This window comes from Streptomyces sp. NBC_00075 (genome assembly GCF_045041225.1).
Taxonomy (GTDB): Bacteria; Actinomycetota; Actinomycetes; order Streptomycetales; family Streptomycetaceae; genus Streptomyces; species Streptomyces adonidis.
This window is the reverse complement of record NZ_CP108243.1, coordinates 3,407,668-3,433,880: the sequence shown is the minus strand read 5'-3', so window position 1 is coordinate 3,433,880 and position 26,213 is coordinate 3,407,668. Positions and strand designations below refer to the sequence as shown.

General features: G+C 70.9%; 25 protein-coding genes. 10 read left to right on the top strand and 15 right to left on the bottom strand.

Going from position 1 to position 26,213, the window contains the following annotated elements; translation table 11 throughout:
• The first annotated feature begins 185 nt into the window (after positions 1-185).
• The gene (locus tag OG787_RS14570; protein ID WP_235474892.1) at positions 186-689 is read left to right on the top strand and encodes a MarR family winged helix-turn-helix transcriptional regulator; all 504 of its coding nucleotides are present in this window, start codon (positions 186-188) and stop codon (positions 687-689) included.
• Positions 690-711: 22 nt separating this feature from the next.
• Here OG787_RS14570 and OG787_RS14565 read toward each other — a convergent pair whose 3' ends face one another.
• A complete protein-coding gene (locus tag OG787_RS14565) occupies positions 712-1,503 on the bottom strand; it encodes a hypothetical protein (protein WP_405535456.1) in 792 nt (263 codons plus the stop codon).
• A 439-nt stretch (positions 1,504-1,942) separates the two neighbouring features.
• On the opposite strand from OG787_RS14565, the gene OG787_RS14560 reads away from it, so the two are divergent.
• The 5 genes from OG787_RS14560 to OG787_RS14540 are packed head-to-tail and all read left to right on the top strand — an operon-like array spanning position 1,943 to position 7,739.
• On the top strand, positions 1,943-4,864 hold the full coding sequence (locus tag OG787_RS14560) for a nitrate- and nitrite sensing domain-containing protein (protein ID WP_405535455.1): 2,922 nt from the start codon (positions 1,943-1,945) through the stop codon (positions 4,862-4,864).
• The gene (locus tag OG787_RS14555; RefSeq protein WP_235474889.1) at positions 4,861-5,415 is read left to right on the top strand and encodes a roadblock/LC7 domain-containing protein; all 555 of its coding nucleotides are present in this window, start codon (positions 4,861-4,863) and stop codon (positions 5,413-5,415) included. Before OG787_RS14560 ends, OG787_RS14555 begins: the two co-directional genes overlap by 4 nt.
• On the top strand, positions 5,412-5,822 hold the full coding sequence (locus tag OG787_RS14550; RefSeq protein ID WP_235474888.1) for a DUF742 domain-containing protein: 411 nt from the start codon (positions 5,412-5,414) through the stop codon (positions 5,820-5,822). Before OG787_RS14555 ends, OG787_RS14550 begins: the two co-directional genes overlap by 4 nt.
• Complete coding sequence (locus OG787_RS14545) at positions 5,803-6,450, top strand: ATP/GTP-binding protein (RefSeq protein ID WP_369036959.1); 648 nt, start codon at positions 5,803-5,805, stop codon at positions 6,448-6,450. Before OG787_RS14550 ends, OG787_RS14545 begins: the two co-directional genes overlap by 20 nt.
• Before the next feature lie 23 nt (positions 6,451-6,473).
• Entirely contained in the window at positions 6,474-7,739 is a 1,266-nt protein-coding gene (locus tag OG787_RS14540; protein WP_405535454.1) for a styrene monooxygenase/indole monooxygenase family protein, read from the top strand.
• On the opposite strand, the gene OG787_RS14535 is transcribed toward OG787_RS14540, so the two are convergent.
• The 4 genes from OG787_RS14535 to OG787_RS14520 form a co-directional block, all read right to left on the bottom strand.
• On the bottom strand, positions 7,700-8,914 hold the full coding sequence (locus OG787_RS14535) for an NlpC/P60 family protein (protein ID WP_405535453.1): 1,215 nt from the start codon (positions 8,912-8,914) through the stop codon (positions 7,700-7,702). The genes OG787_RS14540 and OG787_RS14535 overlap by 40 nt on opposite strands.
• A 103-nt stretch (positions 8,915-9,017) precedes the next feature.
• Entirely contained in the window at positions 9,018-9,341 is a 324-nt protein-coding gene (locus tag OG787_RS14530; RefSeq protein ID WP_369036962.1) for a hypothetical protein, read from the bottom strand.
• 4 nt (positions 9,342-9,345) lie between these two features.
• Positions 9,346-10,002, bottom strand: coding sequence for a TetR/AcrR family transcriptional regulator (locus OG787_RS14525; RefSeq protein ID WP_405535452.1), 657 nt, complete (start codon positions 10,000-10,002; stop codon positions 9,346-9,348).
• A gap of 172 nt (positions 10,003-10,174) precedes the next feature.
• On the bottom strand, positions 10,175-11,104 hold the full coding sequence (locus tag OG787_RS14520; protein ID WP_369033162.1) for a diiron oxygenase: 930 nt from the start codon (positions 11,102-11,104) through the stop codon (positions 10,175-10,177).
• Positions 11,105-11,233: 129 nt separating this feature from the next.
• Here OG787_RS14520 and OG787_RS14515 point away from each other — a divergent pair, with 129 nt between their 5' ends.
• Entirely contained in the window at positions 11,234-12,106 is an 873-nt protein-coding gene (locus tag OG787_RS14515; protein ID WP_405535451.1) for a hypothetical protein, read from the top strand.
• 223 nt (positions 12,107-12,329) lie between these two features.
• Here OG787_RS14515 and OG787_RS14510 read toward each other — a convergent pair whose 3' ends face one another.
• From OG787_RS14510 to OG787_RS14485, 6 genes are all read right to left on the bottom strand, one after another.
• A complete protein-coding gene (locus OG787_RS14510; RefSeq protein WP_405540486.1) occupies positions 12,330-13,787 on the bottom strand; it encodes a penicillin-binding transpeptidase domain-containing protein in 1,458 nt (485 codons plus the stop codon).
• A 17-nt stretch (positions 13,788-13,804) separates the two neighbouring features.
• A complete protein-coding gene (locus OG787_RS14505; protein ID WP_405535450.1) occupies positions 13,805-15,235 on the bottom strand; it encodes an FtsW/RodA/SpoVE family cell cycle protein in 1,431 nt (476 codons plus the stop codon).
• Positions 15,236-15,293: 58 nt separating this feature from the next.
• Positions 15,294-15,935 carry an SH3 domain-containing protein gene (locus tag OG787_RS14500; RefSeq protein ID WP_405535449.1) on the bottom strand — a complete coding sequence of 214 codons (642 nt, stop codon included), beginning with the start codon at positions 15,933-15,935 and terminating at the stop codon, positions 15,294-15,296.
• Positions 15,936-16,003: 68 nt separating this feature from the next.
• Positions 16,004-17,290, bottom strand: coding sequence for an ATP-binding protein (locus OG787_RS14495; RefSeq protein ID WP_405535448.1), 1,287 nt, complete (start codon positions 17,288-17,290; stop codon positions 16,004-16,006).
• Complete coding sequence (locus OG787_RS14490; RefSeq protein ID WP_405535447.1) at positions 17,287-18,012, bottom strand: hypothetical protein; 726 nt, start codon at positions 18,010-18,012, stop codon at positions 17,287-17,289. The genes OG787_RS14495 and OG787_RS14490 overlap by 4 nt, the downstream gene beginning before the upstream one ends.
• 153 nt (positions 18,013-18,165) lie before the next feature.
• Positions 18,166-18,672, bottom strand: coding sequence for a dual specificity protein phosphatase family protein (locus OG787_RS14485; protein ID WP_369033156.1), 507 nt, complete (start codon positions 18,670-18,672; stop codon positions 18,166-18,168).
• Between the two features lie 123 nt (positions 18,673-18,795).
• On the opposite strand from OG787_RS14485, the gene OG787_RS14480 reads away from it, so the two are divergent.
• A complete protein-coding gene (locus OG787_RS14480) occupies positions 18,796-19,599 on the top strand; it encodes a nuclease-related domain-containing protein (protein WP_369033155.1) in 804 nt (267 codons plus the stop codon).
• Between the two features lie 38 nt (positions 19,600-19,637).
• Here the strand turns inward: OG787_RS14480 and OG787_RS14475 are convergent, their stop codons facing one another.
• Both OG787_RS14475 and ligD read right to left on the bottom strand, forming a co-directional pair.
• Entirely contained in the window at positions 19,638-20,138 is a 501-nt protein-coding gene (locus OG787_RS14475) for a hypothetical protein (protein ID WP_369033154.1), read from the bottom strand.
• Positions 20,139-20,313: 175 nt separating this feature from the next.
• Complete coding sequence (gene ligD, locus OG787_RS14470; RefSeq protein WP_369033153.1) at positions 20,314-21,177, bottom strand: non-homologous end-joining DNA ligase; 864 nt, start codon at positions 21,175-21,177, stop codon at positions 20,314-20,316.
• A 79-nt stretch (positions 21,178-21,256) separates the two neighbouring features.
• Between ligD and OG787_RS14465 the strand changes: the two genes are divergently transcribed.
• Positions 21,257-22,258, top strand: a complete 1,002-nt coding sequence (locus OG787_RS14465; protein WP_369033152.1) for a Ku protein — start codon at positions 21,257-21,259, stop codon at positions 22,256-22,258.
• Between the two features lie 132 nt (positions 22,259-22,390).
• Here the strand turns inward: OG787_RS14465 and OG787_RS14460 are convergent, their stop codons facing one another.
• Positions 22,391-23,680, bottom strand: coding sequence for a beta-ketoacyl-[acyl-carrier-protein] synthase family protein (locus tag OG787_RS14460; protein WP_405535446.1), 1,290 nt, complete (start codon positions 23,678-23,680; stop codon positions 22,391-22,393).
• 131 nt (positions 23,681-23,811) lie between these two features.
• Complete coding sequence (locus OG787_RS14455; protein ID WP_369033150.1) at positions 23,812-24,282, bottom strand: MarR family winged helix-turn-helix transcriptional regulator; 471 nt, start codon at positions 24,280-24,282, stop codon at positions 23,812-23,814.
• A gap of 147 nt (positions 24,283-24,429) precedes the next feature.
• Between OG787_RS14455 and OG787_RS14450 the strand changes: the two genes are divergently transcribed.
• Positions 24,430-25,884 (top strand): MFS transporter, encoded by a 1,455-nt coding sequence (locus OG787_RS14450; RefSeq protein WP_405535445.1) that lies wholly within the window; start codon positions 24,430-24,432, stop codon positions 25,882-25,884.
• The last annotated feature ends 329 nt before the right edge of the window (positions 25,885-26,213 follow it).

Here is a 26,213-nt window from a genome sequence, read left to right as displayed (position 1 = left end):
CGCTGCCGGTCGGTGGGAGCCCGGGTCCCGGAAGGGGTCCGGGCTTTCCCGTACGCCGGACGGGGGCCTGGGTGACGTCGGCGGTCCTGGCCTGCGAAATACTTGCCGAATACTGTCCGAGCTGCGGCAATGGCCGTGTTCGACGGACACCTTCAGAGCGGCGAGACCGGATCAGGAGTGCTGACGTGCACGAGGACGTGAACGGCGAGGGGAACCTCGGCGGACAGCGAGTCGAGTCCACGACGCCCGGACCCGGGGTCGAGCGGGAATTCCTCGCCCTGGAGCGCGAGTTGACCGTGTTCCTGCGGCGCGCCCGGGCCAACTCCGGGGAGATGGCCCGAGAGGTCCATCCCGACCTGGAGCCGTCGGCGTACGGGCTGCTGGTGCGGCTGGACGAGTGCGGGCGCCAGCGTGCCACCGAACTCGCGGCCTTCATCGGCGTCGGCAAGGCCACGATGTCCCGCCAGCTGCGTGCCATGGAGGAGCTGGGCCTCATCGCGCGCGAGCCGGACCCGGCGGACGGTCGCGCCTGGCTGGTCCACCTCACCGACGAGGGCCGGGTCCGCTTCCGTGCCGTACGGGAGGCGCGACGCGAGCGGTATGTGCGGGAGATGGCCGCGTGGGACCGGACCGAGGTGGCCGAACTGGCCCGGCTGCTGCATCAGCTGAACCTCGGCATGGAGAAGTAGGGCCCCTCCGCGATCGCCTGGTTCACAGCTCCACGTAGACCACCGTCGCGTCGTCGTGCGTCTTGCTGCGGCGCAGGCGTGGCCGGCCCGCGTCCGCGTCCGCCCGCTCCAGTTCCCGTACGCGGTTCAGCAGCGCCTGCGGGCCCTCCTTGCGTACGGCGGTGAAGCAGGCCGTCCAGTCGCCCTCGGTGAACTTCTCCACCCAGCGGGTCGCGCCGTCCGTCAGGGCCGCCAGGGCGCGCACCTCGGCGCGCGGGAGGGTGCCCGACACCGCGCGGGACGCCACCGCCGGATCGGCCGCCGCCGTGAAGAAGCCGCCCTCCTTGTTGCGTACCGTCGCGTCGGCGATCGCGTCCGTGGCCAGGGACGCACGGGGGACACGGGACAGCCGGTCGTCCAGGTGGGCGGTGACCGAGCCGTCCGGGGACTCGGTCAGCAGGGCCGAGTCGGACAGCACCAGATGCTCCACGACGTCCAGGGACCAGCGGGCCAGGACCACGGTCGCCTGGGGCGTACGGGGGTGAGAAAGGTCACAGGTTTGCGCGTGGGCCTCGGCGGTACGAGAGATGGCCGCCGCCAGCACGTCCTGGAGGGGCATATCCCGCTGCGAAACCGACAGTTCGGTCAGTGCGCCGCCGAGCCGGGCCGTGTACCAGGGGACGGAATGCAGACAGCCCGTGCCGGACCTGGGGGGAGTCACCCCGTCCAGGAGCACGAGCGAACCGCCCTGCCCGGAGGCGGGAAGTCCGATCGCGGCGAAGTCCTCATTGGGGCGGGCCGGATCACCGGGCTCCGTGACGAGTTCAGTGCGCATCCAGCCAGTCTGCACGAGGCCTTCACAACGTTCTCAAAAGGCTGGCAACAGTTGCCGAAACACCGGGTAGCCCCTGGTCAGACGCCTGGTTTGGGCGGGAATGATCTACTCCGTGAAGACGTGGTGGCGGATAATGTCAAAGCCCGCCGCCCACGTCCAACCGGCCCGCCGGGCACGGTGGGAGCACAGGCCAGAGGAACTTGCCGCCAACTCCCCGCCGATGTTGACTCCTTGATGTTCACTCCTTTGAGTGGCGGGTCAGGTGACGCGCGCTCCCTGCCCACCGGCATGGGAGGGTCGGGAGCCGGACCGTGCCGGAGAACCGGAACCGTACCGGGTGAGCGGCAGGCCAGAACCATCCGGGCGGCCATCCAGTTGACGGATCGTCATTCGGGTCCGGACGCATCGTCACCCGGGCCCATGGGCACACGAGTCAGGAATGCGAGCGACGGTGCAGAAGACGCGGCCTCGGCGCACAGGCAGGCAGACAGCTCCCGCAGGGGGCGCTACCGGTGACGCCCCGACCGATCCCGCGGGCCGGGGACGCCCCGCCCACGTCCGAAACCGGCTCATCGTGGCCGTCGCCGTCGTGGCCGCCGCGATCGCCGGGGCAGGTTCCCCGTCCCTGATCGCGGCCTCGTCCCAACTCCACGACTCCCAGGACCTGGTGACCCTCGCGGCACAGACCCAGGACGCCCTGACCCTCGCCCACTCGCTCGCCGACGAACGCGACGAGGTCACCGTCTACATCGCCGCCGGCCGCGCCAAGGCGAAGGCGCCCTCCGAGCAGCGCGGCGCCCGGGTCGACCGCCAGGTCGGCGATCTGCGCGCGAACCCCGACACCCCGGCCGCGCTGCGCGAGGACCTGGACGAGATCGCGACGCTGCGCCGGGAGGCGCTCACCGGCAAGAGCACCGCTCTCCAGGCCCACGAGACGTACTCCGCCGCCATCGCCGGGCTGCACCGCCTCGCCGAGCAGCTCGCCGAGAACCAGCCGCCCCGCGCGGGCGCCGGCGCGTACGCCCTCGCCGAACTCGACTCCGCCGTCCAGCAGGCCGCCGCCGCCCGGGGCCTCCTCCTTGCCGCGCTGAGCGTGCCGACCTCCACCGAGAACGTGTACGACCCGATCACCGGGCTGTCCTCCCGGGTGACCGTCACCTCACCGGCGAACACCAAGACCCGAAACGCGCTCACCGCCGCCGCCCAGCAGGCCCGCCTGCGCTCGGACGCGGCGATCCTCGACTTCCGCGAGACGGCACCCGAGACCGCCGTCGGCAGCTACGACTCCACGGTCACCGGACCCGAGGTCGACACCGCCGACAAGTACCTCGCCTCGCTCACCGACCAGCCCACGCTGTCCACGCGTGAACTCGCCACCGGCCTCAGCGGCGTGGACTCGGCCCTCTCCGCCCGCGTCGAGCTGATGCGCGGGGTCGAGGCCTCCCTCTACGAGCGCCGCACCAAGGCGCTCATCAAGCTCCGGGACGACGACGTCACCGAGCTGGAGATCCGGATCGCCGCCCTCGGCGCCCTCCTCCTGATCTCCGTGGGTATCGCGACCGCCATGGCCCGCACCCTCACCCGCCCGCTCTCCGTGCTGCGCCGGGGCACCGCCCGGCTCGCCGAGGCCGCCGACCCGCTCGCCGAGGAACCGGTCAAGTTCACCGGCCGCAACGACGAGTTCGCCCAGGTCGTCCGCTCCGTCAACGCCCTGCACGCCCGCGCCCTCGCCGTCCACGAGCGCATCGCCACCCTGGAGTCCGACCGCAAGCACCTGGTCGGCCAGCGCCAGAAGATGGCTGACGCCCGCGAGGAGCTGCGCACCGAACTCGCCGACGCGGCAACCCAGTTGACCCGCACCAGGCAGAACATCCACGGCACGTTCGTGAACCTCGCGCTGCGCACCCTGGGCCTCGTCGAGCGTCAACTCGCCGTCATCGAGGGCCTGGAGGAGCGCGAGCAGGACCCGGACCGGCTCGCCACCCTCTTCAAGCTCGACCACTTCGCCACCGTCATGCGCCGGCACAGCGAGAACCTCCTGGTCCTCGCCGGCGCCGAACACGGCCACCAGCACGCGGGTCCCGTCCCGCTCGTCGACGTCGTCCGGGCCGCCGTGAGCGAGATCGAGCGGTACGAGCGGGTGCGTATCTCCGCGCTGCCGCCGCACGCGCATCTCGCCGGGTTCGTCGCCGACGACGTCAGCCATCTGCTGGCCGAACTCCTGGAGAACGCCACCTCGTTCACTCCGCCCGAGCTGCCGGTGGAGATCTCCGGCTGGCTCCTGGAGAGCGGCGACATCATGCTCTCCGTCCAGGACGAGGGCATCGGCATGACCGCCGACCGCCTCGTCCGCCTCAACTCCCGCCTCGCCGACTTCGATCCGGACGCCCCGTACGAGTCCGGCGACGAGGGCGACGAGGACGGTGACGGCATCGGACTCGGGCTGTACGTCGTGGCCCGGCTCGCCCACCGGCACGGTGTGCGCGTGCAGTTGCGGGAGCAGAAGCAGGGCGGGATCGCGGCGGTCGTCGTCCTGCCGAAGGCACTGCTGGCCCAGGACCCCGCGGCCGTGTCGCCCTCGGCCAACTCGACGCTCGGTGGCGGCACGCTGACCTTCCCGGGCGCCGACGCCGAGGTCAACTCCAATGTGCTGCAAGGGCGTTCGGAGGCCGAGGACCCGGAGGAGGTCCAGGCCGACGAACCGGGCGAGGAGCCGGTCGGCGACCCGCTCACGGCCGACGCACCGGACCCGATGATCGCCCTGGCGGAGCGCGCCGTACGAAACGCGGAGGCGGACGCCGAGGCGGAAGCGGACGCGGACATGGAAACGGAAACGGACACGGACACGGACACGGATGCGGCCCCGCTCGCCGCGGCCGAGCCGGCGGCTGTGGAACCCGACACCGCTTCCGTCCCCGAGGACCTCCCCGCCTCCGAGATCACCATGGAACTGCTCGTGCCGGAACCCCCGGCCGAGGACACCCCCGAGCCGACCGTCCCCACGGCTCCCGACACCGGCAGTACCGCTCCGGACCCCTACGCCATCGGCCCCGACACGCATGAGCGCGTCGAGGACGAGCCGCTCACCGACAAGGGCCTGCCCAAGCGGACCCCGAAGATCACCGCGCCCGCCGCGCCGCCCAGACCACGGATCGGATCCGTCGACGCCGACGCGCTGCGCCGCAGGCTCGGCGGGTTCCACCGGGGTGCCCGCGACGGACGCCGTGACGTGGAGGCGGAGATCGCGGAGCAGACGGAGCGGCCCGACCGGACCGAGCACACGGCACAACCGGCACGTACGGCACAGCCCGCACATGCCGAAGAATCCACGGGGGGAACAGTCGAGGAGGCAAGCAGTTGACCGCGCCCAGTACCTTCGGCCTGAGTAGTGAAGCCCGCAACCTGCACTGGCTGCTGACCAATCTCGTCGAGGAGGTGCCGGGACTGACGTCGGTCGCGGTGGTCTCCTCGGACGGTCTGCTCCTGCTCTCGTCCGACCCAGACAGGAACGCGGAACGTCGGCCCGACCAGCCGACCGGCCCCAAGGGCTCCGCCGCGGACCTCGCCACCATCGTCTCCGGCATCGGCAGCCTCACCATCGGCGCCGCCAAGCTGATGGACTACGGCGGCGTCAAGCAGACCATGGTCGCGATGGAGGACGGCAGCCTCTTCGTGATGTCGATCAGCGACGGCTCACTGCTCGGTGTGCACGGCTCCCCGGACTGCGACATGAGCGTGGTGGCGTACCACATGGCGCTCTTCGTGGGCCGCGCCGGCCATGTCCTGACCCCCGAACTCCGCAGTGAGCTACGGGAGTCGATCGAACGCGGAGCCCCGGACAAGGAGCCCACGGCGGTCGGTCCGATGGCCGTCAGAACCGTGCCGGACCGTTCGGCGGAGGTCGCCAAGTGAGCGGCACCGCTGACGCGCCCAGGCTTCCCGTCCGTGGCGGCGACCGCAAACCGGCCCGGGTACGCCCGTACTCGCTGACCGGTGGCCGGACCCGCTTCGGACACGTCCTCCTCGTCGAGACGTTCGTCGCCGCGATCGAAGCGCCCGAGGAGCGCAAGGAGTTGGAGAATGGTTCCCTCAGCACCCGGGTCATGCCGGAGATGAGGGCCATCGTCGAACTGTGCCGCCGGATGCGTACGGTGGCCGAGATCGCCGCGCTGCTGACGATGCCGCTGGGCGTGGTCCGCGTGCTGCTCAGCGATCTCGCGGACCAGGGAAAGATCCGTGTGTACGGAACCGGTCACGGGCCGGGGCAGCCGGACCGCGCGCTGCTGGAAAGGGTGCTGAGTGGACTCCGTCGTCTCTGACGTCGCCCGTGGCGTCTCCCCGCTTCTCCAACTCTCTCCGGAGAATGAGGAGTTGCGGCCGTGGCAGGAGGACCGCACCCGTGCGCCGATCGCCACGAAGATCGTGATCGCGGGCGGCTTCGGCGTCGGCAAGACCACGATGGTCGGCACTATCTCGGAGATCGAGCCCCTCCAGACGGAGGCGCTGATGACCGAGGCGAGCGAGGACACCGACGACCTCACCGCGACCCCGGACAAGCGGACGACGACCGTCGCCATGGACTACGGCCGCATCACGCTCGACGACGACCTGGTGCTCTACCTCTTCGGTACGCCGGGCCAGCAGCGGTTCTGGTTCATGTGGGACGACCTGGTGCGCGGCGCGATCGGCGCGGTCGTACTGGCCGACACCCGACGGCTGAAGGAGTGCTTCCCGGCGCTCGACTACTTCGAGAGCTGCGGGCTGCCGTACGTCGTGGCCGTCAACCACTTCGACGGCAGCGCCGAGTTCGACCCGGAGGACGTGCGGGAGGCGCTCACCGTGCCGCCGCACATACCTGTCATGATCATGGATGCGCGGCGCCGCATCCCGGTGATCGAGACCCTGCTCGCCCTGGTGGGCCACGCGCTGGACGTCAGTCCCGAGTAACTGCGACAGGAGACGTAGACCGTATGCGGAAGATACTCGTCGTCGGAGCCGGTCAGGCCGGACTCCAGATAGCCCTCGGCCTCCAGTCGCACGGCTACGAGGTCACCCTGATGTCCAACCGGACCTCGGACGAGATCCGGTCCGGCCGGGTCATGTCGACGCAGTGCATGTTCCACACCGCCCTCCAGCACGAGCGCGATCTCCAGCTGAACTTCTGGGAGTCCCAGGCCCCGAAGATCGAAGGACTCGGCGTCTCGGTCGCCGCCCCCGGCTCCCACGACCCGGGCCCGACCCAGCGCGCGATCGACTGGATCGGCAGGCTCGACGGCTACGCCCAGTCCGTCGACCAGCGGGTGAAGATGGCCGGCTGGATGGAGACGTTCGCCCAGCGCGGCGGCCAGCTCGTCATCCACGGCGCGGCGGTCGGCGACCTCGACTACTTCTCCCGCACGTACGACCTGGTCCTCGTCTCGGCGGGCAAGGGCGAGCTGGTGTCGATGTTCGCCCGCGACCCCGAGCGCTCCCCGTACCGCGAGCCCCAGCGCGCACTGGCCGTCGCCTACGTCCACGGCCTCGGCCCGCGCCCGGAGCACCCCGACTACGACGGTGTCCGCTGCAACCTGGTCCCGGGCGTCGGCGAGCTGTTCGTCATGCCGACGTTCACCACCTCGGGCCGCGCCGACATCCTGTTCTGGGAGGGCATACCCGGCGGCCCGCTCGACGTCTTCAACGGCGTCCGCGACCCCGCCGAACACCTCTCCCTGACCCTGGAACTCATGGAGCGGTTCACGCCGTGGGAGTACGCGCGGGCCACCAAGGCCGAACTCACCGACGCGGGCGGCACGTTGGCCGGCCGCTACGCCCCCACCGTCCGTAACCCGGTCGGCCGCCTCCCCGGCGGCGGCCTGGTCCTCGGCGTCGCCGACGTGGTCGTGGCGAACGACCCGATCACCGGCCAGGGCTCCAACTCGGCGTCGAAGTGCGCGGCTTCGTATCTCGCCTCGATCCTCGAACAGGGCGAGAAGGAGTTCGACGAGACCTGGATGCGGGCCACCTTCGACCGCTACTGGGACACCGCCCAGCACGTCACCAAGTGGACCAACGCGATGCTCGGCCCGCCGCCGGAGCACGTCCTCAACCTCATCGGCGCGGCAGGCCAGTTGCCCCCGGTCGCCGACCGCTTCGCCAACGCGTTCAACGACCCGGCGGACTTCGAGAACTTCTTCTACGAGCCGGAGAAGACGGCCGCCTACCTGGGTTCGGTCGCGGGAGCGATGACCGAGTCGTAGCCCGCGTCCGGACCCGCTGTGGCGTCGGCGGGGAGGTTCGGCGGTGTGTAGCGCCGCAGGGGCTCCCCGTCCGGGTCCGGCCGTACGGCGCCCAGCACCGGGTTGGCCGAGAGCGGCGACACCTTGATCCTGGCCCCCGGACGCGGCGCCTGTACGACCATGCCGTCCCCGAGATACAGGGCCACGTGCGTCGCCCCGGGGAAGTAGACGACCAGGTCACCGGGGCGCAGCTCGGCCAGCGGGATGTGCGGGAGCCGCGCCCACTGCTCCTGGCTGGTCCGTGGGACGGGCCGCCCCGCCTTCTCCCAGGCCTGCGAGGTCAGCCCCGAGCAGTCGAACGACGTCGGCCCCTCCGCGCCCCACTCGTACGGCTTCCCGAGCTGCGCCACCGCGTGCCGCAGGGCCTGCTCACCGTCCTGGGACGGCTTCCGGCCGGCGCTGAGGGCACCGGAGGTGACGAACTCCCGCTGCTCCTCGGGGACTTCGCCGCCGCGCTCCAACTCGGCCAGTTCACCGAGCTGTTCGGTGCTCAGCGAGGCGAGCAGCTCCTCGACCTCCCTGAGCCGCTCCCGTACGGCGTCCCGGGCGTGCTTCTGCCGTTCGGCGAGGGTGAGTTGCTCGTCCAGCGCGGCCCGTGCTGCCCGCGCCAGACCGCCGGTGCGCCGTTCGCCGCCGACCAGCCGGCCCACCGTCTCGACCCGTTCCAGTGCCAACTGGCGGATCACATGGCCCTGTTCGAGGGCGTGCTGCGGATCGCGGGCCAGCAGCAGCTGGACGTACGGGGAGATGTCGGTGCTGTTCTGGTACTGCTGCCGGGCGAGCCGGCCGAGGGCGCCGCGCCGCTCGTGCAGGGCGAGCCGGGCCCGCACTAGCTGCCGGTCGAGCCGCCGTACCTCGGCCCGCTGCCGCTTCAGCCGCTCGGCGGTGGCGTCGTAGGCGTGGGTGGCCTGCTCGGCCTCGCGGTAGAGCTGCTGAAGGTCCGTCAGGAGGTCGGCGACGGAGGGCTCGTCGCCGGGGGCGGGCTCGGCGAAGGGCTCGGTGAGGGGCTCGGTCGGCGAGTCGGTCGCTGCGGGGCTCGGGCTCGGGTCCGGTGCGGCCAGGGCGGGGACGGGTGCGAGGAGTGTGCCGGCCGCCATCGCCGCCGTACAGACCAGACGCAGAAGCCTTCCTGACACGTCATCACCTCCGGTGCGGGGCAGCCCTTCCGCTCCGCACCGCGAGCTTGTGACGCGGGCGCGAGGTCCGCGCGGCGAGCGTGCGCGGTTCGGCCCAACCTCGTCACCCGTCGGTGTCGTCCGGCTTGCCGTGCGGCGTGGCGCCTGGAACCGGTCCGGCGGCCGGTTTCGACCACGGCCAGCGCAGCTTGCCGTCGGTCGGCTTTCCCTCCGGGTCGTACGCGTACTTCCAGCCCGGGTGCAGACCCAGCTTTCCCGGCCGTCCCTTCGGCACGCGCCGGTAGACCAGCACGGTCGGCGGGCCGCCGGCCGCGTCCGGCACCGGGACCTTGTACGTCTTCGGGGGGTGGCCGGTCGGCCCGAGCAGGATGGGCAGCACACGGCCGTCCAGGGGGCCGCCCTCGAAGGCGGTGTCTTGGCTCTTCACGGGATCAGTTTCCGGTATCCGCGTTCAAGGTGTTGCGTACGACCGCCGCTGTCTGCGGGTCGCGGCCGGCCGTCACCGTCAGCACCGCCGTGAACTGTTCCACCAGCCAGTCCCGCAGCTCGTCCACCGGCGGGTCCTTGTCCTCGTCCAGCCAGATCAGCGAGGCCGCCTCGACCGCGGTGATCCACATCCGTACGGTCATCCGGAGCCGGGGGCCGGGGTCTGTCACCCCGAGATGGCTGAGGATGTGCTCGGCGGCGGTACGGCGGACCCGGTCCACTATGGCCGTCGTACGGGACGTCTCGACGACGCTGCCGCCCTGGAGGAGTGCGCTGAAGCCGGCGTCGTGCTCGTCGACGAAGGTGAGGTAGCGGTCGAGGGCGCGGGAGAGACGGTCGGGGAGGGGGCCCTCCGGGGGTTCGTCGAAGCAGAGTTCGAGTTCCTCGGCGGCGGAACGGAGTGCGGCCTCGTACAGCTGCTGCTTGCCGCCGGGGAAGTAGCGGTACACGAGGGGGCGGGAGACTCCGGCTGCCTCTGCCACGTCGTCGAGGGAGACCTCTTCGGGGGTGCGGTGGGCGAAGAGGGTGAGGGCGGCTTCGAGGAGCTGGCTGCGCCGCTCCTCGACGTTCAGACGGCGGTAGGCGGGGGCGGCAGGGGGCATGTGTGCAGGGTAGTCGGGCGGGTGAGGGTGCGTCGTGGCTGGTCGCGCCGTTCCCCGCGCCCCTGAAAAGCAGGGGCTGCGCCCCGTGCTTTTCGGACCGCAGGGCCGGGTCTTTGTCTTTCAGGGGCGCGGGGAACTGCGCGACCAGCCCCCACCGGGCTGCACTCCGAATTCAAGCCAGTAGTCCCGAAGACCTCCACAGCCGTCGGCCGGCACCTCGCAGGACCCCGATGTCGTCCAGGAAGTCCGTCAGTTTCCTTGCGCCGGACTGCATGACCTCCCGTCGATGCCCGCTCGCCCGCACCTGCGCCACCGCCTCCGCCTTGTTCAGACCCACGTTCGCGTACACGTCAGGGTTGACGAAGGCGACCGAGAAGACGCGGGCGAACTCGCCGGAGGTGACTCGGGTGAAGCCCTGGGACCATCTCGGGGCCGTCACCATCTGGCGGCGGAGTTCCTCGCGGGCGTAGCGGACATGGCGGGACTCCTCCACCACGTGGATGCGAGTGACCCCCCTGATCAGCGGCTGGACCCGCTCGTCCGGGAACGTCAGCCGCTGCATCCAGTCGAGCACCTCCTCACCGAGCAGCGTCGCCGTGAACGAACCGGGCGTCGTGGACACCGTCTTGAAGAACCGGCCCAGGTTCTGGTGGAGCCGGCTCACCGGGTAGTACGGGGTGCCGCCCCGGCTGATCAGCCGCGCGAACATCTTCGAGTGCCGGCACTCGTCCTCGATCTCCGTCAACGCGTAGCGCACGTGCGCGCTCGTCGCCGCCTTGTCGTAGATGTGCCGTACGAGGAGCTGCATCAGGATGATCTCGAACCAGATCCCGAGCGAGGCGAGCGCCGCCGACTCGTGCCGGGAGAGCAGGATGCGCTGCTCCTCGCTCATCCGCTTCCACATCGGGGTGCCGTACAGGGAGACCAGCTCGGGCGGCCAGAACCACTTGCCGTCCTCGAAAGGGGCGTCCCAGTCCAGCTCCTTGTCGGGGTCGAAGGAGTGCCTGGCGGACGCGTCGAGGAGCCGTTCGGCCACGTGTTCCCGGTCCTTGAGCACGCCCAGCGCGTCGCGGAGTATCTCGGCTTCCGTCACTGTCGTCACGTTCTTATGAGACCGCTTGTCAGCAAGCGGGTCAATCCCCTGGGAGCTACTTACGCGTAGCGATGTGCGGGGACTGGGGAGACTTATATGAGGCTTATCTCTTCACCCAAGTGCAGTAGCGTGCGTGGCGTGTCCACGACTCCGCCGCCCCAGCCGCCCGACAACCCCTACGGCCCGCCCCCGACTTCGGGCCCCTATGGCCAGCAGCCGTATCCGGGGCAGCCGCCGCAGCAGCAGCCGTATCCGGGCCCGCCTCCGGGGCCGTACGGTCAGCAGCCGCCGCCCCCGTTCCCCTACGGGCAGCAGGGGCCCTACGGTGCGCCCGCTCCCGCGCCCTGGGGTGCGCCGCCCCCGCCGCCGAAGAAGAGCAGGCTCGGGCTGATCCTCGGCATCGTCGGCGGTGTCGTCGTGCTGGTCGTGGCGGGTGTGGCCGCGCTCGTCTGGATCGGGGTGAAGTCCGACACCGGTTTTCCCGAGGCGGAGTACAAACTGACGCTGCCGCAGAAGGTGCTCGACGAGAAGTACGAGCTGGCCGGTGACCTCTCCGGTACCGAGGGGCAGGCCATCGAGGAGGAGGCCGACGGTGCGTGGGACGCGCGGGACACCAAGGCGGTTGTCGGTCAGTACAGCCTGGGTGGCGACCAGGCCGCGGGGACGCTGGTGATCTCCGGCATGTACGGGCGGTTCAAGAACACCGACCTTGCGCGCGACAACATGATGGAGGGCGCGGCGGGTGGAGAGGGTGCGAAGGTCGCCGTCAAGCCCAAGGACTTCAGGCCGGCGGGCTCCGATGTGACCGTCACCTGCGAGGTGCTTGTGCAGACCCAGCTCGGTACGGAGATCACGATCCCCGTCTGTGGGTGGGTGGACGGCAACACCGGTGCGTCGATCGCCGAGATCACGGCTGACACGGTCACGAAGAAGCCGGCGGAGGTGGATCTGGCGGCTGCCGCCGAGACTGCGGTCAAGATCCGAGGCGAGATCAGGAAGCCGCTGGGCTGAGGGGGACTCCGTCGGCTGGCCGGTTGCTTGGCCGCGGGCCCGGTGGGGGTTGCTCGCGCCGTTCCCCGCGCCCCTGAAAACCCCGTCCGTGCCGATCCGTTCGGCTGCGGACGGGTGGGGGCTGGTCGCGCAGTTCCCCGCGCCCCTGGGAGGGCGCTTCGCGCCCGTCCGATCCGCCCAGCCTGCGGGCCTGCTTGACCCACCCCTCAGGCGCCCCCGTGTCTCAGTCGCCGAGTACCGCCTCCATCACCCCCCGGGCGATCGGCGCGGCCACCCCACCCCCGCTGATGTCCGTCCGGTCGGTTGAGGCGTCCTCGACCACTACCGCGACGGCGACCGACGGCTCGACGTCGTGTTCGCCCTGAGCCCAGGAGACGAACCAGGCGTACGGCACGCCGGAGTTGCCGATGCCGTGCTGGGCGGTGCCGGTCTTGCCGCCGACCACCGCGCCGGGGATCGCCGCGTTCCTGCCGGTGCCCCGTTCCACCACGTCCCGCATCAGCTCCCGCATCAGGACGGCCGTTGACGGATGCATCGCCCGGTGCTGACGTCGTACGCCTGATGTGGCAACCGTCGTGCCGCGCGCTGTCGTTGTCCGCTCGACCAGGTAAGGGGACGGCACCTGGCCTCCGTTCGCCACCGCCGCCGCGACCATCGCCATCTGCAACGGCGTCGCCCGCGTGTTGTACTGGCCGATCGACGACAGCGCCAACTGCGCCTTGTCCACGTGCGTGTCGAACGTGCTCGGTGCCACCGAGAACGGGATGCGCAGCCCCGCGTCGTTGAAGCCGAAGCCGTCCGCCGTGGCCGCCAGGTCGGCGACGCCCACGTCCACGCCCAGCTTGGCGAAGACCGTGTTGCAGGACCAGGTGAACGCCTCCCGCAGTGAGACGTCCGCACAGCCGTCGCCCTCGTTCGTCAGCCTCGTGGACGTGCCGGGGAGGCGGTACGGGTCGGGGGAGTGGGTCCGCTCGTCCAGGTCGGTGATCACGCCCGCGTCCAGGGCCGCCGCCGCCGTCACGACCTTGAACGTCGAACCCGGCGGATAAGTCTGCCGTACCGCCCTGTTGAGCATCGGCTTGTCCGGGTCCTCGTTCAGGCGTCGCCAACTCCGTTCCACCGAACGCTTGTTGCCGGAGAGGGAGGTCGGGTCGTAGGAAGGGGTCGAGACCAGGGCCAGGATGCGGCCCGTCGACGGTTCCACCGCCGCCACCGCGCCCTTGCGGCCGTCCAGACCGTCGTAAGCGGCTTGCTGGGCAGCCGAGTTGATCGTGGTCACCACTTCGCCGCCGGGGTTCTGCGCCCGCGTCACGTCGTTCCAGAGGGGGAAGGGGGAGAGCAGTGGATCGGTGCCCGACAGGATGCCGTCCTCCGTGTGCTCCAGGAACGTCGTGCCGTACACCTGGGAGGCGAAGCCCGTGATCGGGGCGTACAACGGGCCGTTCCTGTACGTCCGTTCGTAGCGGAGCTGCTCCCCGGTGTCCGTGGACCCGGTGACCGGTCGCTCGCCGACCAGGATGGCGCCGCGCGGCTGGCCGTAACGGGCGATCACCTGGCGGCGGTTGGCCGGGTTGTCGTCGTACCGCTGGGCCTGGACGACCTGGACGCGGGTGATGTTGACGAGCAGGGCGAGCAGGAGCAGGGCGCAGAAGACTGCCGCGTGCTTGATGCAGCGCGTCATCGGGCGCGCGGTTCTCTTCACGGGGTGTCTCTTCCTGGCGTGGGGCGCCCGTCGCCGTCGTATCCCCGCCGGGCCGAGTCGCTGATCCGGATCAGCAGCGCCACGATGATCCAGTTGGTGACCACGGACGAGCCCCCCTGCGCGAGGAACGGCATCGCCATGCCGGTGAGCGGGATGAGGCCGGAGACGCCGCCCGCGATGACGAACACCTGGAGCGCGATGATCGAGGAGAGGCCGACGGCGAGCAGGCGGCCGAAGGGGTCGCGCAGGGAGAGGCCCGCCCGGTAGCCGCGCTCCACGAGGAGGGCGTACAGGATCACGATCGCGGAGAGGCCCGCCAGGCCCAGTTCCTCGCCCGCCGTCGCCAGGATGAAGTCCGACTTGGCCGCGAAGCCGATCAGGATCGAGTGGCCGAGCCCGAGGCCGGTGCCGAGGATGCCGCCCGCCGCGAACGCGAACAGCGACTGGGAGAGCTGGTTGGGGCCCTGGCCCGCCTCGATCGTCGCGAACGGATGCAGCCAGTCCTCGACCCGGCTGTGGACGTGCGGTTCGAGTGTGCCGACGGCGAAGGCGCCCAGCGCGGCCAGCAGCAGCCCGACCGCGATCCAGCCGGTGCGGCCCGTGGCGACGTACAGCATGACCACGAAGAGGCCGAAGAAGAGGAGTGAGGTCCCGAGGTCGCGTTCGAGGATCAGTACGCCGACGCTGATCAGCCAGATCGCGAGAATCGGGCCGAGGACCCGCCCGGTGGGCAGTTGGAGCCGGTTGAACCGCCAGATCCGGCGGCCCGTGTACGCGAGCGCCTTGCGGTTCGCGGCGAGATACGCGGCGAAGAAGACCGCGAGCAGCACCTTCGCGAACTCGCCCGGCTGGATGGAGAATCCGGCGATCCGGATCCAGATGCGGGCCCCGTTCACGGAGGGGAAGAAGATCGGGAGGGTGAGAAGGATCAGGGCGGCGGCCACGCACACGTACGCGTAGCGCTGGAGGACCCGATGGTCGCGGAGGAGGACCACGACCACGATGAACAACGACACCCCGACCGTGGACCACACGAGTTGGGTGGGCGCCGCCCGGTGGCCCGGCGTCTCCAGGTCCAGGCGGTAGATCAGGACCAGGCCGAGGCCGTTGAGCAGCACGCCGATCGGGAGCAGGAGCGGGTCGGCGCAGGGGGCGCACCGGCGCACCGCGAGATGGGCGAGGAGCGCGAGCACACCGAGCCCGGCGCCGTAGCCGGCGGCGCCGGGCGGGAGGGTGCCGTTCTTCGCGAGGCCGACGTCGCAGTAGCCGTACACGGAGAGGAGGACGGCCACGACGATCAGGACCAGCTCGATGCCACGGCGCCGGGGGACGCGCGGGGCGGGAGCGGAGGGATCGGCGGGCTCCGAGAGCCAGGGCTCCGGGGATTCCTCGTACTCCGCCGCCACGGTGGTTCCGGGCTTCGTCATGTCCGGAACTTACCCAAAGTTCACAGAATGGTGTGTGATGCGGCTTATGTTCGCCGGGTCAGCAGAAGCGCGGCGCGGCGCCGATGTTGTCGATGTAGCGGGCGGCGCCCCAGGCCCAGGTGCCGTCCGTGAGGAGGTACCAGAGCGAGTTGCCGTCGACGTTCTCGCCGCCGACCTTGCAGTAGATGTTGACGATCGCGCCCTGCGGGACGACCCGGATGATCGCGCTGCCACGGTTGGGCGCGCTGCGCAGCCGCAGTCCGCCGTTGGCGGTGACGATCCCCTGGTAGGGCCCGGAGCCGGCAGTGCTGGAGTTGCCGCTGTTGTGCTGGCCCCAGTCGCCGGTGCCGCTCTGCTGGCTGCTGCTCTGCTGGTTGCTGTTCCCCTGGTTCCAGGTGCCGGTGTTGCTGTTCTGGTTGTTCTGGCTGTTCTGGCTGTTCTGCTGGCCCACGCCATTGTTGCTGTTCGGGTTCGGCGTGGGGTTCTGGCTCTGGTTGCTCTGCTGCTGCGACGGCTGCGTCTGCTGGGACTGCTGCGGGTTCTGCTGTTGCGGCTGCTGGGTCTGCTGTTGCTGCTGGTTCCAGCTGGTGCCCCAGTCGTCGTCGGCCGGGCTCGCGAGTGCCGGGGTGACGGCGCAGACGGAGAGCGCGGTGGCGGCAGCGGTTATGCCGAGGCGGGTGAGGGTGGTCCGCGATGTCATGTTGGCTCCTTTGCCGGGGGCAGAGCTGACTACCCGCCACGCTAGGAGCGGCCCGTGCAAGGTGCCCGTCACGCTGGGCCGTTGGTGGCGAGCCCCCGTGATTCGGCCAGCGTGAGCGTCGCCAGCGCGCCCCCGCCCTCCCCCTCCGGCACATTGGCGAAGGTCAGCCGGGCACCCAGTACCTCCGCCTGGCCCAACGCGATCGTCAGCCCGAGCCCGTGCCCGGTCGCTCCGCCCTCGGTACGGAACCGCTGCGGCCCGTGCTCCACCAGGTACTCCGGATAGCCGTCGCCGTGGTCCCGCACGGTCACGACCGGACCGTCGACGGTCAGCGTCACCGGCGTACGGCCGTGCCGGTGGGCGTTGGCGACCAGGTTCCCGAGCACCCGTTCGAGCCGGCGTCGGTCGGTGTCGACGCGGGTGTCGCGGACGACGACGATCTCCGTGTCGGCCCCGGCGGCCCCCGAGGCCCGTACGACCCGGGCGGCGATGGCGCCGAGTTGCTCGGTTTCGGCCTCCAGCCGTTCCTTGCCCGTGTCGAGGCGGGAGATCTCGAGCAGGTCCTCGGTGAGGGTGCGCAGCGCGGCGACCCGGTCGCGGACCAGCTCGGTCGGCCGTCCGGGCGGCAGCAGTTCGGCCGCCGCGTGCAGTCCGGTGAGCGGGGTGCGCAGTTCGTGCGCGACATCGGCGGTGAATCGCTGCTCGCTGAGGAGTTTCCGTTGCAGCGAGGCGGCCATGGTGTCGAGGGCGGCGGCGACGGCGGCGACCTCGTCCGGCGGGCGGTTCGGGTCCTGCGTACGGGCGTCGTCGACGCGGGCGTCGAGGTCGCCGGCGCTGATCCGGCGGGCCACCTGGGCGGTCGCGTGCAGCCGGCGGGTCACCCGGGTCACCGCGACCGCGCCGACCAGCAGCGTCGCGCCGATGGCGAGGCCCGACGACCACAGGATGGCCCGGTCGAGGCCCTCGATCGTGCGGGCGCTCTGCGAGTAGTCGAGCGCCACGGCGAGCGCGTGTCCGCCGTCCGCGGGCCCGGCCGCCCACATCGTCGGCACCCCGTCGTGGTCGGTGACCATCGTGCCGCGGTCCCCGGCCGCCGCGAGCGCCCGCAGCGACTCGGGCAGCCCCTCGGGATCGATACCGGCGTTCGGCCGCAGGGCGTCCCCGGCCTCGTACTCCGCCGTGGCCTCCACGAGCCGGGACAGCGCGCGGTCACGAGCCTGGTCGACGGTCTGGTGGGTCACGGAGACATGCACGAGGACGCCGAGCAGGGCGGCGAGGGCACAGCACATCACGGTGATGAACAGCGCGGCCTTGACGGCGAGGGTGCCTGCCCAGGCGGGCAGCGCGACCCTCATCGGGCGCTCGCGGAAGGAGTCGCCGGGCCGGGGGTGCGCTGGGGTTTGCCCGTACGGAGGAACTCGTCCCGGGTGAGCAGCATCGCCTTCTGGTCGGCGTCCCAGGTCCACTGGGTGCGGTACTCGTACCCGGGGATCTGCGAGGGCGAGCGGATGATCACGGCCCGGCCGGCCAGCTCGACGGCGGTCACGGCGTCGTCGTTCGCCATGATCTGCACGAGCCTGTGCCGCTGGAAGGTGTACACGCGTACGGCCGTCCCGTTGCCCGGCAGCAGCCGGAAACCGAGGGCCATGTCGGCGCGGCCGTCGCCGGTGAGGTCGCGGTAGTAGGCCTTGAGGACGGGACAGGCGCCGGTCCCGCTGCCGCCTGTGCGCCCGCAGGCCGCCATGCCGGCGGCCGTCCCGGCGTACGGGGAGTTGTCGGCCGTGTACATGTCTGGGTGGGCGGCGATCTCCGCCCGTACGACGGCCACCGGGTCGATCATGTGGATGTCGTCACCGGGGGCGGTGACGCCCTTGACGGTCTCGGTCTCGGCCTCGCCGTAGTCCCAGGCGGGGCTGGAGGCGGCGGGCAGATCGGGCCAGAGCCGGGCGGGGCTGACGGCGATGGCGGTGGGCCCGGCGCCGCGCAGCCCACCGGCGTCGCCGCAGCCGGAGGTGAGGGAGAGGAGGCCGAGGGCGAGGACGGCGAGGATGACGCGTGAGGTGCGGCTGGGGTTCAACTGCACTCCTGCGTCGGGTCCGGCGAGAGGGGCGGCGGTGGGCGAAGGGCGACCGGTCGCCTCGTACGCCACACCTTATTCGCAGGGATGACGTATTTGCCGGACGGGTTGCTCCGCCCGCTCCACCTGTTCCACCTGTTCCACCGGTTCCTGCTATTCCGCCAGTTCCTCCAGCAGCCGGGCCGTGGGCAGCCCTGCCCGCAGATACTCGACGAACAGTTCGTTGTGCAGGGCCCAGGGGGAGCGGCGGGATCTGATGAGACGGATCGCCTCCTCGGTGTCGTGCCCGTCGCGGACGAGGGCGTGCGCGACGACGAGCCCCGAGCGGTTGTAGCCGCTGTAGCAGCGCACGAGCACGTTGCGCCCGTCCTCCAGCGCGGCACACACGGCCTCCGCGAGCCGGATGACACCGGCCAGCTGGGTCCCGTCGAGCGGCCCGTCCGGGACGGGCCACACATGGTGCTCGACACCGGGATCGGGCCCGTGTCCTGGCAGCTTCAAAAGGGTGATGACCAGGTCGAACTCATCACGTACGACGGCGAATTCGAGGTCCCCCGAGCGGTTGACGAACTCGTGCCCACCCATCCACAAGCCGGGCACGATCTCGCTCCAGGGCTCACCCGGAGCCGGTACGTCGGGCTGCTTCCTGCGGGTCCGCAACTGCGCCGCCTCCCCCACTCGGGCCCAACTCGGCCACCCAACTACTCCCAAAGGTAACCGGCTTCTTGCCCCGGCAGCACCCCGCCTGTTCCCATGGTCATGCGGGGAATGGGGTGATGGCGGATGAGCGGACTGCGCGTCGTACCGGCCTGGCGGCAAGGCCATGAGCGGCTGTACGTGTGCATGACGGACGGACGGAACATCGCCTGGTACGACCGTGAGTCGTCCCGGGTCAACCTGCTGAGCGAGGATCTCAGAGGGGACGTACTGGAAGCCCTGGGCCCGTTCCTGACGGGCCCGGTGACGGTGGGACCGCCCCCGGTCCCGACCCCGGCGGAGCTGGCCCGCCTCTCCCTCCACCCCGACGACGACCTGGCCCCGAACCGCCCCGGCGAGGCACTCCAGATCGCCCTGGACCGCGACCCGGGCCCCTCCCACCGGCTCCGCCCGGACCCCCGACGCCGGGCGCTGGCGGCGGAACAGGCGGTGGGCGAGGCCCTGGAGGCGCTGGAGGGCGCGGGCTGGCACACCCTGCACTCGCTCCCGTTACCGGGGGGCGACCGGATCCACCACCTGGTGATCGGCCCGGGCGGTCTGTTCGCCGTGCACACGCTCTACGCCCGCAAACAGCGGGTCCATGTGGCCGACCCGATGGTGTCGCTGGGCCGCCGCGACCCCCGCCCCCTCCTGCGCCGGGTGCGCTCAGACGCCGACCGGGCCTCGTACGCCCTGACGGCCGAGGTCCACCCGGTCCTGGCCCTGGCGGGCCCGGCCGACCTGACGGTGACGGTGCCGCTCCGGGAGGTCAGGGTCCTCCAGGACACGGATCTGTCGGGGCTGGCACGCCTGGGCGGCGTACTCAAGCCGGCGGATGTGGAGGCGCTGCACGCGGTGGCGCGGGACCGGGGGACTTGGGGGCGGGTGTAGGGGGCGGTTGGAAGGGGGCCGGCCGCCCGGCGGAACGATCAGGCGGCGTGGCAGAGCGTCGCGGGGTCGGCCACGGTCGCGTGCACGGGACGGGCGGCGTGGACCGTGGCCTGCGAGTGGTTCCGTGCGAAGACGACGAGGCGGAGCACCGCGAACCGCGCGACACCGGCGAGCGCGGAGGCGGACAGGTAGACGACCTGTTCGAGCACCGCACCCGGCGCCGCCACCAACTGCTGTAGCACCACCATCGCCACGCAGGTCACCGCATACGCGCCCGCCGCCGACCCGGCCGACTGCACATGCTGACGCCGGCTCGCGCGTCCACCCGCACCGAAGGTGAAACGGGCGTGCAACTCGGTGGCGAGAAGCGTGGACGCCACGGTGACCAGAGCGTTGGCCAGAGCCCAGGGCATCCATAAGGCGAGCCCTGTCACGACAAAGCTTGATGCGATCCCCACCCCGCCGCCGCAGAGCACGAAGCGCGCGAAGGCGTTGACGGCGCCTGGTGTTCCCTGTCGCCGACTTTCTGCTGTCTCCATGATCCGACCCCCTGAGACCTACTCCGCCGAACGCGCTCCTGCCGTCCGCGAGACGGAGGGGCGTGCCATCGATGACGCCATGATGGCACATCGATGGTGCCATTCGGAAGGGATATGTGGCACCCATTGGTGTCACGCTTGGCGCTTTGGTGTGGGGAGGGGGTGAACGTGCAGCTCAGCGAGCCAGTAGCGGTGCCAGCAGGTCGCCGTGTGTCTGGAGTCGGGGGGCGATGTCCGGTGCCCGGAACGTGAGTTCGGTCGGGGCGGTGCACCCCGCCACCTCCTCCCACGTCACCGGCGTCGACGCCGTCGGGTCCGTGCCCGCCCTGAGGGTGTAAGGGGTCGCCGTTGTCTTCCGGGCCGCGTTCTGGCTGTAGTCGACGAAGACCTTTCCCGGGCGCAGGCTGCGGGTCATGCGGTGGACGACCAGGTGGGGGAGGGTGCGTTCCGCCTCGACCGCCAAGTCCTTCGCGTACGCCGTGACCTCCCTGGAAGGGGTCCGTTCCGTCAGGGACGCCAGTACGTGCAGGCCCTTCGAGCCGGACGTCTTCGCGTACGCCTCCACGCCGTCCGCCGCCAGCCGCTCCCGCAGCCACAGTGCGACCTCGCAGCACTCCACGATCGTCGCCGGGTGCCCGGGATCCAGGTCCAGGACCAGGCGGTCGGCCTCGCCGGGGGCGTCGATCAGCCACTGCGGGGTGTGGAACTCCGTCACCAGGTTCGCCGCCCATATCAAGCTCGGCAGGTCCTGGATCAGGACCATCCGCGCCGGCCCCTCCGAGCGCGGGACCTCCGCCGTCGTGACCCAGTCGGGCGTACCCGGCGGCACGTTCTTGGCGAAGAAGACCTGGCCGTCGGGGCCGTCCGGATAGCGGAGGAAGGAGAGCGGGCGGTCGTGGAGGTGGGGGAGGAGGGCGTCCGCCGTGGTCGCGTAGTAGTGGAGCAGCTCGCCCTTGGTGAAGCCGGTCGCCGGGTGGATCACCTTCTCCAGGTTGGAGAGGGCCACCCTTCGCCCCTCCACCTCCGTGATCGGCGTCATACGATGAGAATCCCATGAAAGTGGGGCAAAGGGGTTAGGGGCGAAGTGGTCCCTTGTCGGCCGGCGGAAGGGTTTCCTCGTGCGATCCATATGGAACGGCGCCATCTCCTTCGGGCTGGTCAGCATCCCGATCAAGCTCGTGAACGCCACCGAGAGCCACGCGATCTCCTTCCGTCAGGTCCACGTCGAGGACGGCGGGCGCATCCGGTACCGCAAGTTCTGCGAGCTGGAGGACCGTGAGGTCGGGAGCGACGAGATCGGCAAGGCGTACGAGGGTGCCGACGGGGCGATGATCCCGATCACCGACGAGGACCTGGGGTCGCTGCCCCTGCCCACCGCCAAGACGATCGAGATCGTCGCTTTCGTGCCGAGTGACCGCATCGATCCTCTTCAGATGGACACCGCCTACTACCTCTCCGCGAACGGCGTCCCCGCCGCCAAGCCCTACACCCTGCTGCGCGAGGCGCTGAAGCGCAGCCAGAAGGTCGCCATCGCCAAGTTCGCGCTCCGGGGGCGGGAACGGCTCGGCATGCTGCGGGTCGTCGACGACGTCATCGCCATGCACGGACTGCTCTGGCCCGACGAGATCCGGGCCACGGAGGGCGTCGCGCCGGACGCGAGCGTCACCGTCCGGGACCAGGAACTCGATCTCGCCGACGCCCTCATGGCCACCCTCGGCGAGGTCGACCTCGCCGACCTCCACGACGACTACCGCGAAGCCGTCGAGGAACTCATCGCCGCGAAGGCCTCCGGCGAGGAGGCTCCGCAGGCCCCCGCGCCGACCGGCGGCGGCAAGGTGCTCGACCTGATGGCCGCCCTGGAGAAGAGCGTCCGCGAGGCCAAGGAGTCGCGCGGCGAGCAGGAGAGGGAGGCGGAGGGGGAGGTTCAACCCCTGCGGGGGCGTCGTACACCTTCCAAGGCCACCCCCAAGGCCGAGCCCGGGAAGAAGTCGACCTCCACAGCGAAGAAGACCGCCACCAAGAAGACGGCCACCGCCAACAAGTCGACCAGCGCCACCAAGAAGACCCCGGCCAAGAAGGCCACGGCCAAGAAGACGGCCACCCGCAAACGTCCGGCGTGATCTCTTTCGCTCCCCGCTCGGAGCGGGTCGGGTGAAATCCGGTGCAGCTCACCCGCGCCCCAAAGGGGCGCGGGGAACTGCGCGACCAGCCCCCACCGGGCCCGCAGCCAACGAACCGCCCATCCAGCGGAGCTACACCCGGCGGAGCGCCAACACCGCGTTGTGCCCCCCGAACCCGAACGAATTACTGAGCGCCAGATCCCCATGGCCGGGCAGCGGACGTGGAGCACGCCACACCACGTCCAAGTCGATCCCCTCGTCCTGCCCACCCTCCGCACACCCGATCGTCGGCGGAATCGTGCCGTGGTGCAGGGTCAGGACCGTGGCCACCGCCTCCACCCCGCCCGCGGCGCCCTGGAGGTGCCCGAGGTGCCCCTTCAGGGCCGTGACAGGGACCGGGGTCCCACCCAGCACCGCCCGTAGCGCGTTCGCCTCCGCCAGGTCGCCGTCGATCGTGGCCGTGGCGTGGGCGTTGACGTGGATGACGTCGGCGGGGCCGCCACCCGCGTCCCGCAGGGCGCGGTGCAGGGCCAGGGCCACCCCGGTGCCGGACGGGTCGGGTGCCGCCATGTGGTGGGCGTCGGCCGACAGACCCCAGCCGGCCGCCTCGCAGTAGACGCGCGCGCCCCTCGCCCGTGCGTGCTCCTCGGACTCCAGCAGCAGGAACCCCGCACCCTCGCCGTTGACGAAACCGGCCCGGTCCTTGGCGAAGGGACGGGACGGCAGCTCCCCGGCGGGGTACGTCGACAGGGCGCGCATCGCGGCGAACGACGCCATGATCGCCGGGGTGACCACGGCCTCGGCGCCGCCCGCGAGGGCGATGTCGACATGCCCGTACCGGATGCGGTCGATCGCCTGGCCGATCGCCTCCGTGCCCGACGCGCAGGCGCTGGTCACCGTGCGGGCCTCGCCCGTGATGCGCAGGGCCAGGGAGATCTGGGACGCCGCCTGCGACGGCACCGTCATCGGGGTGGTGAGCGGCGAGACCGCCCGGGGGCCCTTGTCGCGCAGCCGGCGGTCGCCGCCGACCAGGACCGACGCGTCGCCCAGGATCGCGCCCACCGACACGCCCACCCGGTCGGGGGCCAGACCGCTCGCCTCCGTCCCCGAACCGTCGAAGCCCGCGTCCCGCCAGGCCTCCCGGGCCGCCAGTACGCCGAACTGCGCGGCCCGGTTCATCCGGCGGGCCTGGGGGCGGGGGAGCAGGGCGGCCGGGTCCACGGGGACCGTGCCCGCCGCGCGGACCGGCAGGCCGGTGAACTCCTCGCCGGTCAACTCCCTTATCCCGCACCGGCCTTCGAGGAGGCCGCGCCAGAGTTCGGGGACTCCGACGCCGAGCGGGGTGATGGCTCCCAGGCCGGTGACGACGACCCGCCGGACGAAGTCACGGCGGGAGTGCGGGACTTCCGGCTCGGGGTGCATGATGAGGCTGCCTCCCGGAGTGCGGCGCGGGACGGTCGGCGCACCTCAAATCTGCCCATGCCAGGGGCACTTCATGCCGGAATGGTTCACGTTTCAAGTGTGAACGACCGTTCACTACTTGCGGTCGCCGCCTACTGGTCGCGCGGCCACGGCCGCCCGTCCAGCCGCTCCACATCGCGGTTGAGCCGGCTCAACTGGGCCGCGAAGTCCGCGACCTCCTCGGCCGTCCAGTCCGCCAGCACCTTGGCCAGGCCCCTCCGGTTCTCCGTGCGGTCCGCGGCCAGCCGGCGCTCGCCCTCCTCCGTCATCGCGAACTTGCGGGCGATACCGCCCTCGGGGTCAGGGATGCGTTCGACGATTCCGGCCCGGAGCATCGCGGCCGTCTGCCGGTTGAGCGTGGACGCGTCCAGGCCGAACGCGGCGCTGAGCTGTCCGATGGACATCGGCCCCTCCGCCTGGATCCGGCTGAGCAGGATGTACGCGCTGCGGTCGAGCCGTCCCACGGTCCCCCGCGCCTTCGGCGAGAGCAGATGCATGTACCGACCGAGGAGCATCGTCTCGAACTCGACCAGATCAACGGGTTTTTCCCTGCGCTCGTCCATGCGGCTGCTTCCTTCGGCCTTCGGCTCCTGAACGGGCCTTCGGCTCGGCAGGCCCTGTCCCAAGTTAATGCGTTCACGAGTGATATGTATGATGCACTCCTCGTGCATGATGCACATCCCTCGTGAAGGCACTAAGGAGCAATCGCAGTGGACAGTTCCAAGCCCGACGCCGGCCCCGGCAGAGTTGTCGGCATCCTCGCCTTCGCCGGCATCGTGGCCGCGATCACGCAGACCCTCGTGGTCCCGCTGATCGGGGAGCTGCCGAGCATCCTCGACACCTCCGCGTCGAACGCATCCTGGGTGATCACCGCCACCCTGCTCGCCGCGGCGGTCGTGACCCCGGTCGCCGGCCGGCTCGGCGACATGTACGGCAAGAAGCGCATGCTGCTCGTCTCGCTGGTGCCGCTCATCCTCGGCTCCGTCGTCTGCGCGCTGTCCTCCGCCGTGCTCCCGATGATCGCCGGGCGCGGACTCCAGGGCATGGGCATGGGCGTCGTACCCCTGGGCATCAGCCTGCTGCGGGACGTCGTACCGGCGGAGAAGCTCGGTTCGTCCATCGCGATCATGAGCGCCTCGATGGGTGTCGGGGGCGCGCTCGGGCTGCCGTTCTCCGCGGCGATCGCCGAGAACGCCAGCTGGCGGGTGCTGTTCTGGGTGGTGGCCGCGCTGGCCGCCGCCGTCGCCACGCTGATCGCCCTCTTCGTGCCCGCCGGGCGTGAGAACACCGCCGCCGGGCGCTTCGACCTGCTCGGCGCGATCGGTCTCGGCACCGCGCTGATCTGCCTCCTCCTGGCCGTGTCGAAGGGTGCCGACTGGGGCTGGGGCAGCGGCACCACCCTCGGGCTGTTCGCCGTCGCCGTGGTCGTGCTGCTGGCCTGGGGCTGGTGGGAACTGCGCAACACCGAGCCGCTGGTCGACCTCCGGGTGACCGCCCGTCCGCAGGTGCTGATGACCAACGCGGCCTCGGTCCTCGTCGGGTTCGCGATGTACGCCCAGTCCCTGGTCATCCCCCAGCTGATGCAGCTGCCCAAGGAGACCGGCTACGGGCTCGGCGAGTCCATGCTCGCCATGGGCCTGTGGATGGCTCCGGCCGGGCTCATGATGATGGTCATGTCGCCGATCGGCGCCAAGCTCTCCGCCGCCCGCGGCCCCAAGGTCACGCTCTCCGTCGGCAGCCTGTTCATCGCCCTCGGGTACGGCATCTCCCTGCCGCTCGTCGGCTCCGGCTCCACCTGGGCCCTGCTCGCGGTGACCATCGTCTGCAACACGGGTGTCGGCTTCGCGTACGGCGCCATGCCGGCCCTCATCATGGGCGCGGTCCCGCAGTCCGAGACCGCCTCGGCCAACAGCTTCAACACCCTGATGCGCTCGATCGGCAGCTCGGTCTCGGCCGCCGTCATCGGCGTCGTGCTGGCCCAGATGACCACCGACTTCGGCGGCTTCGCGCTGCCCTCCGAGGCCGGATTCCGGGCCGCCATGATGATCGGCTGCGGTGTCGGCCTCGCGGCGGCGGTCGTCGCCTTCCTCATTCCGGTCCGCCCGGTGGAGGCCGCCCCGACGCCGGAGGCCGTCACTCCCGAGGTGTCGGAGGCCAAGGCCTGACGACCGCTCGACCCTCGTAACGAGCCGACCTCCCGGGTTTCCGCCGGGGAGGTCGGCTCGTTCTGGTGCGTCCTGCTTCTTGTTCGGGAAGGAGGCGTGGAATGCCGGATAAGTACATGAAGAATTTACAAGGTTTACTTCGCCCACTGATCGTGTTTCCGAAGCGTGAGGCGCAAGTGAATTCAACTGGGTATCTGACAACATCCTGACGTCGAGAGGTGCGCCGCAGGTCTGCGACGACGTCCCGCCGGATTGGAATTGGATGGTTTTTCGGGACTTGGGTGGCTGGGTAGTGCTGGCCGAATGGAATCGGCCGCCTACGGAACGTT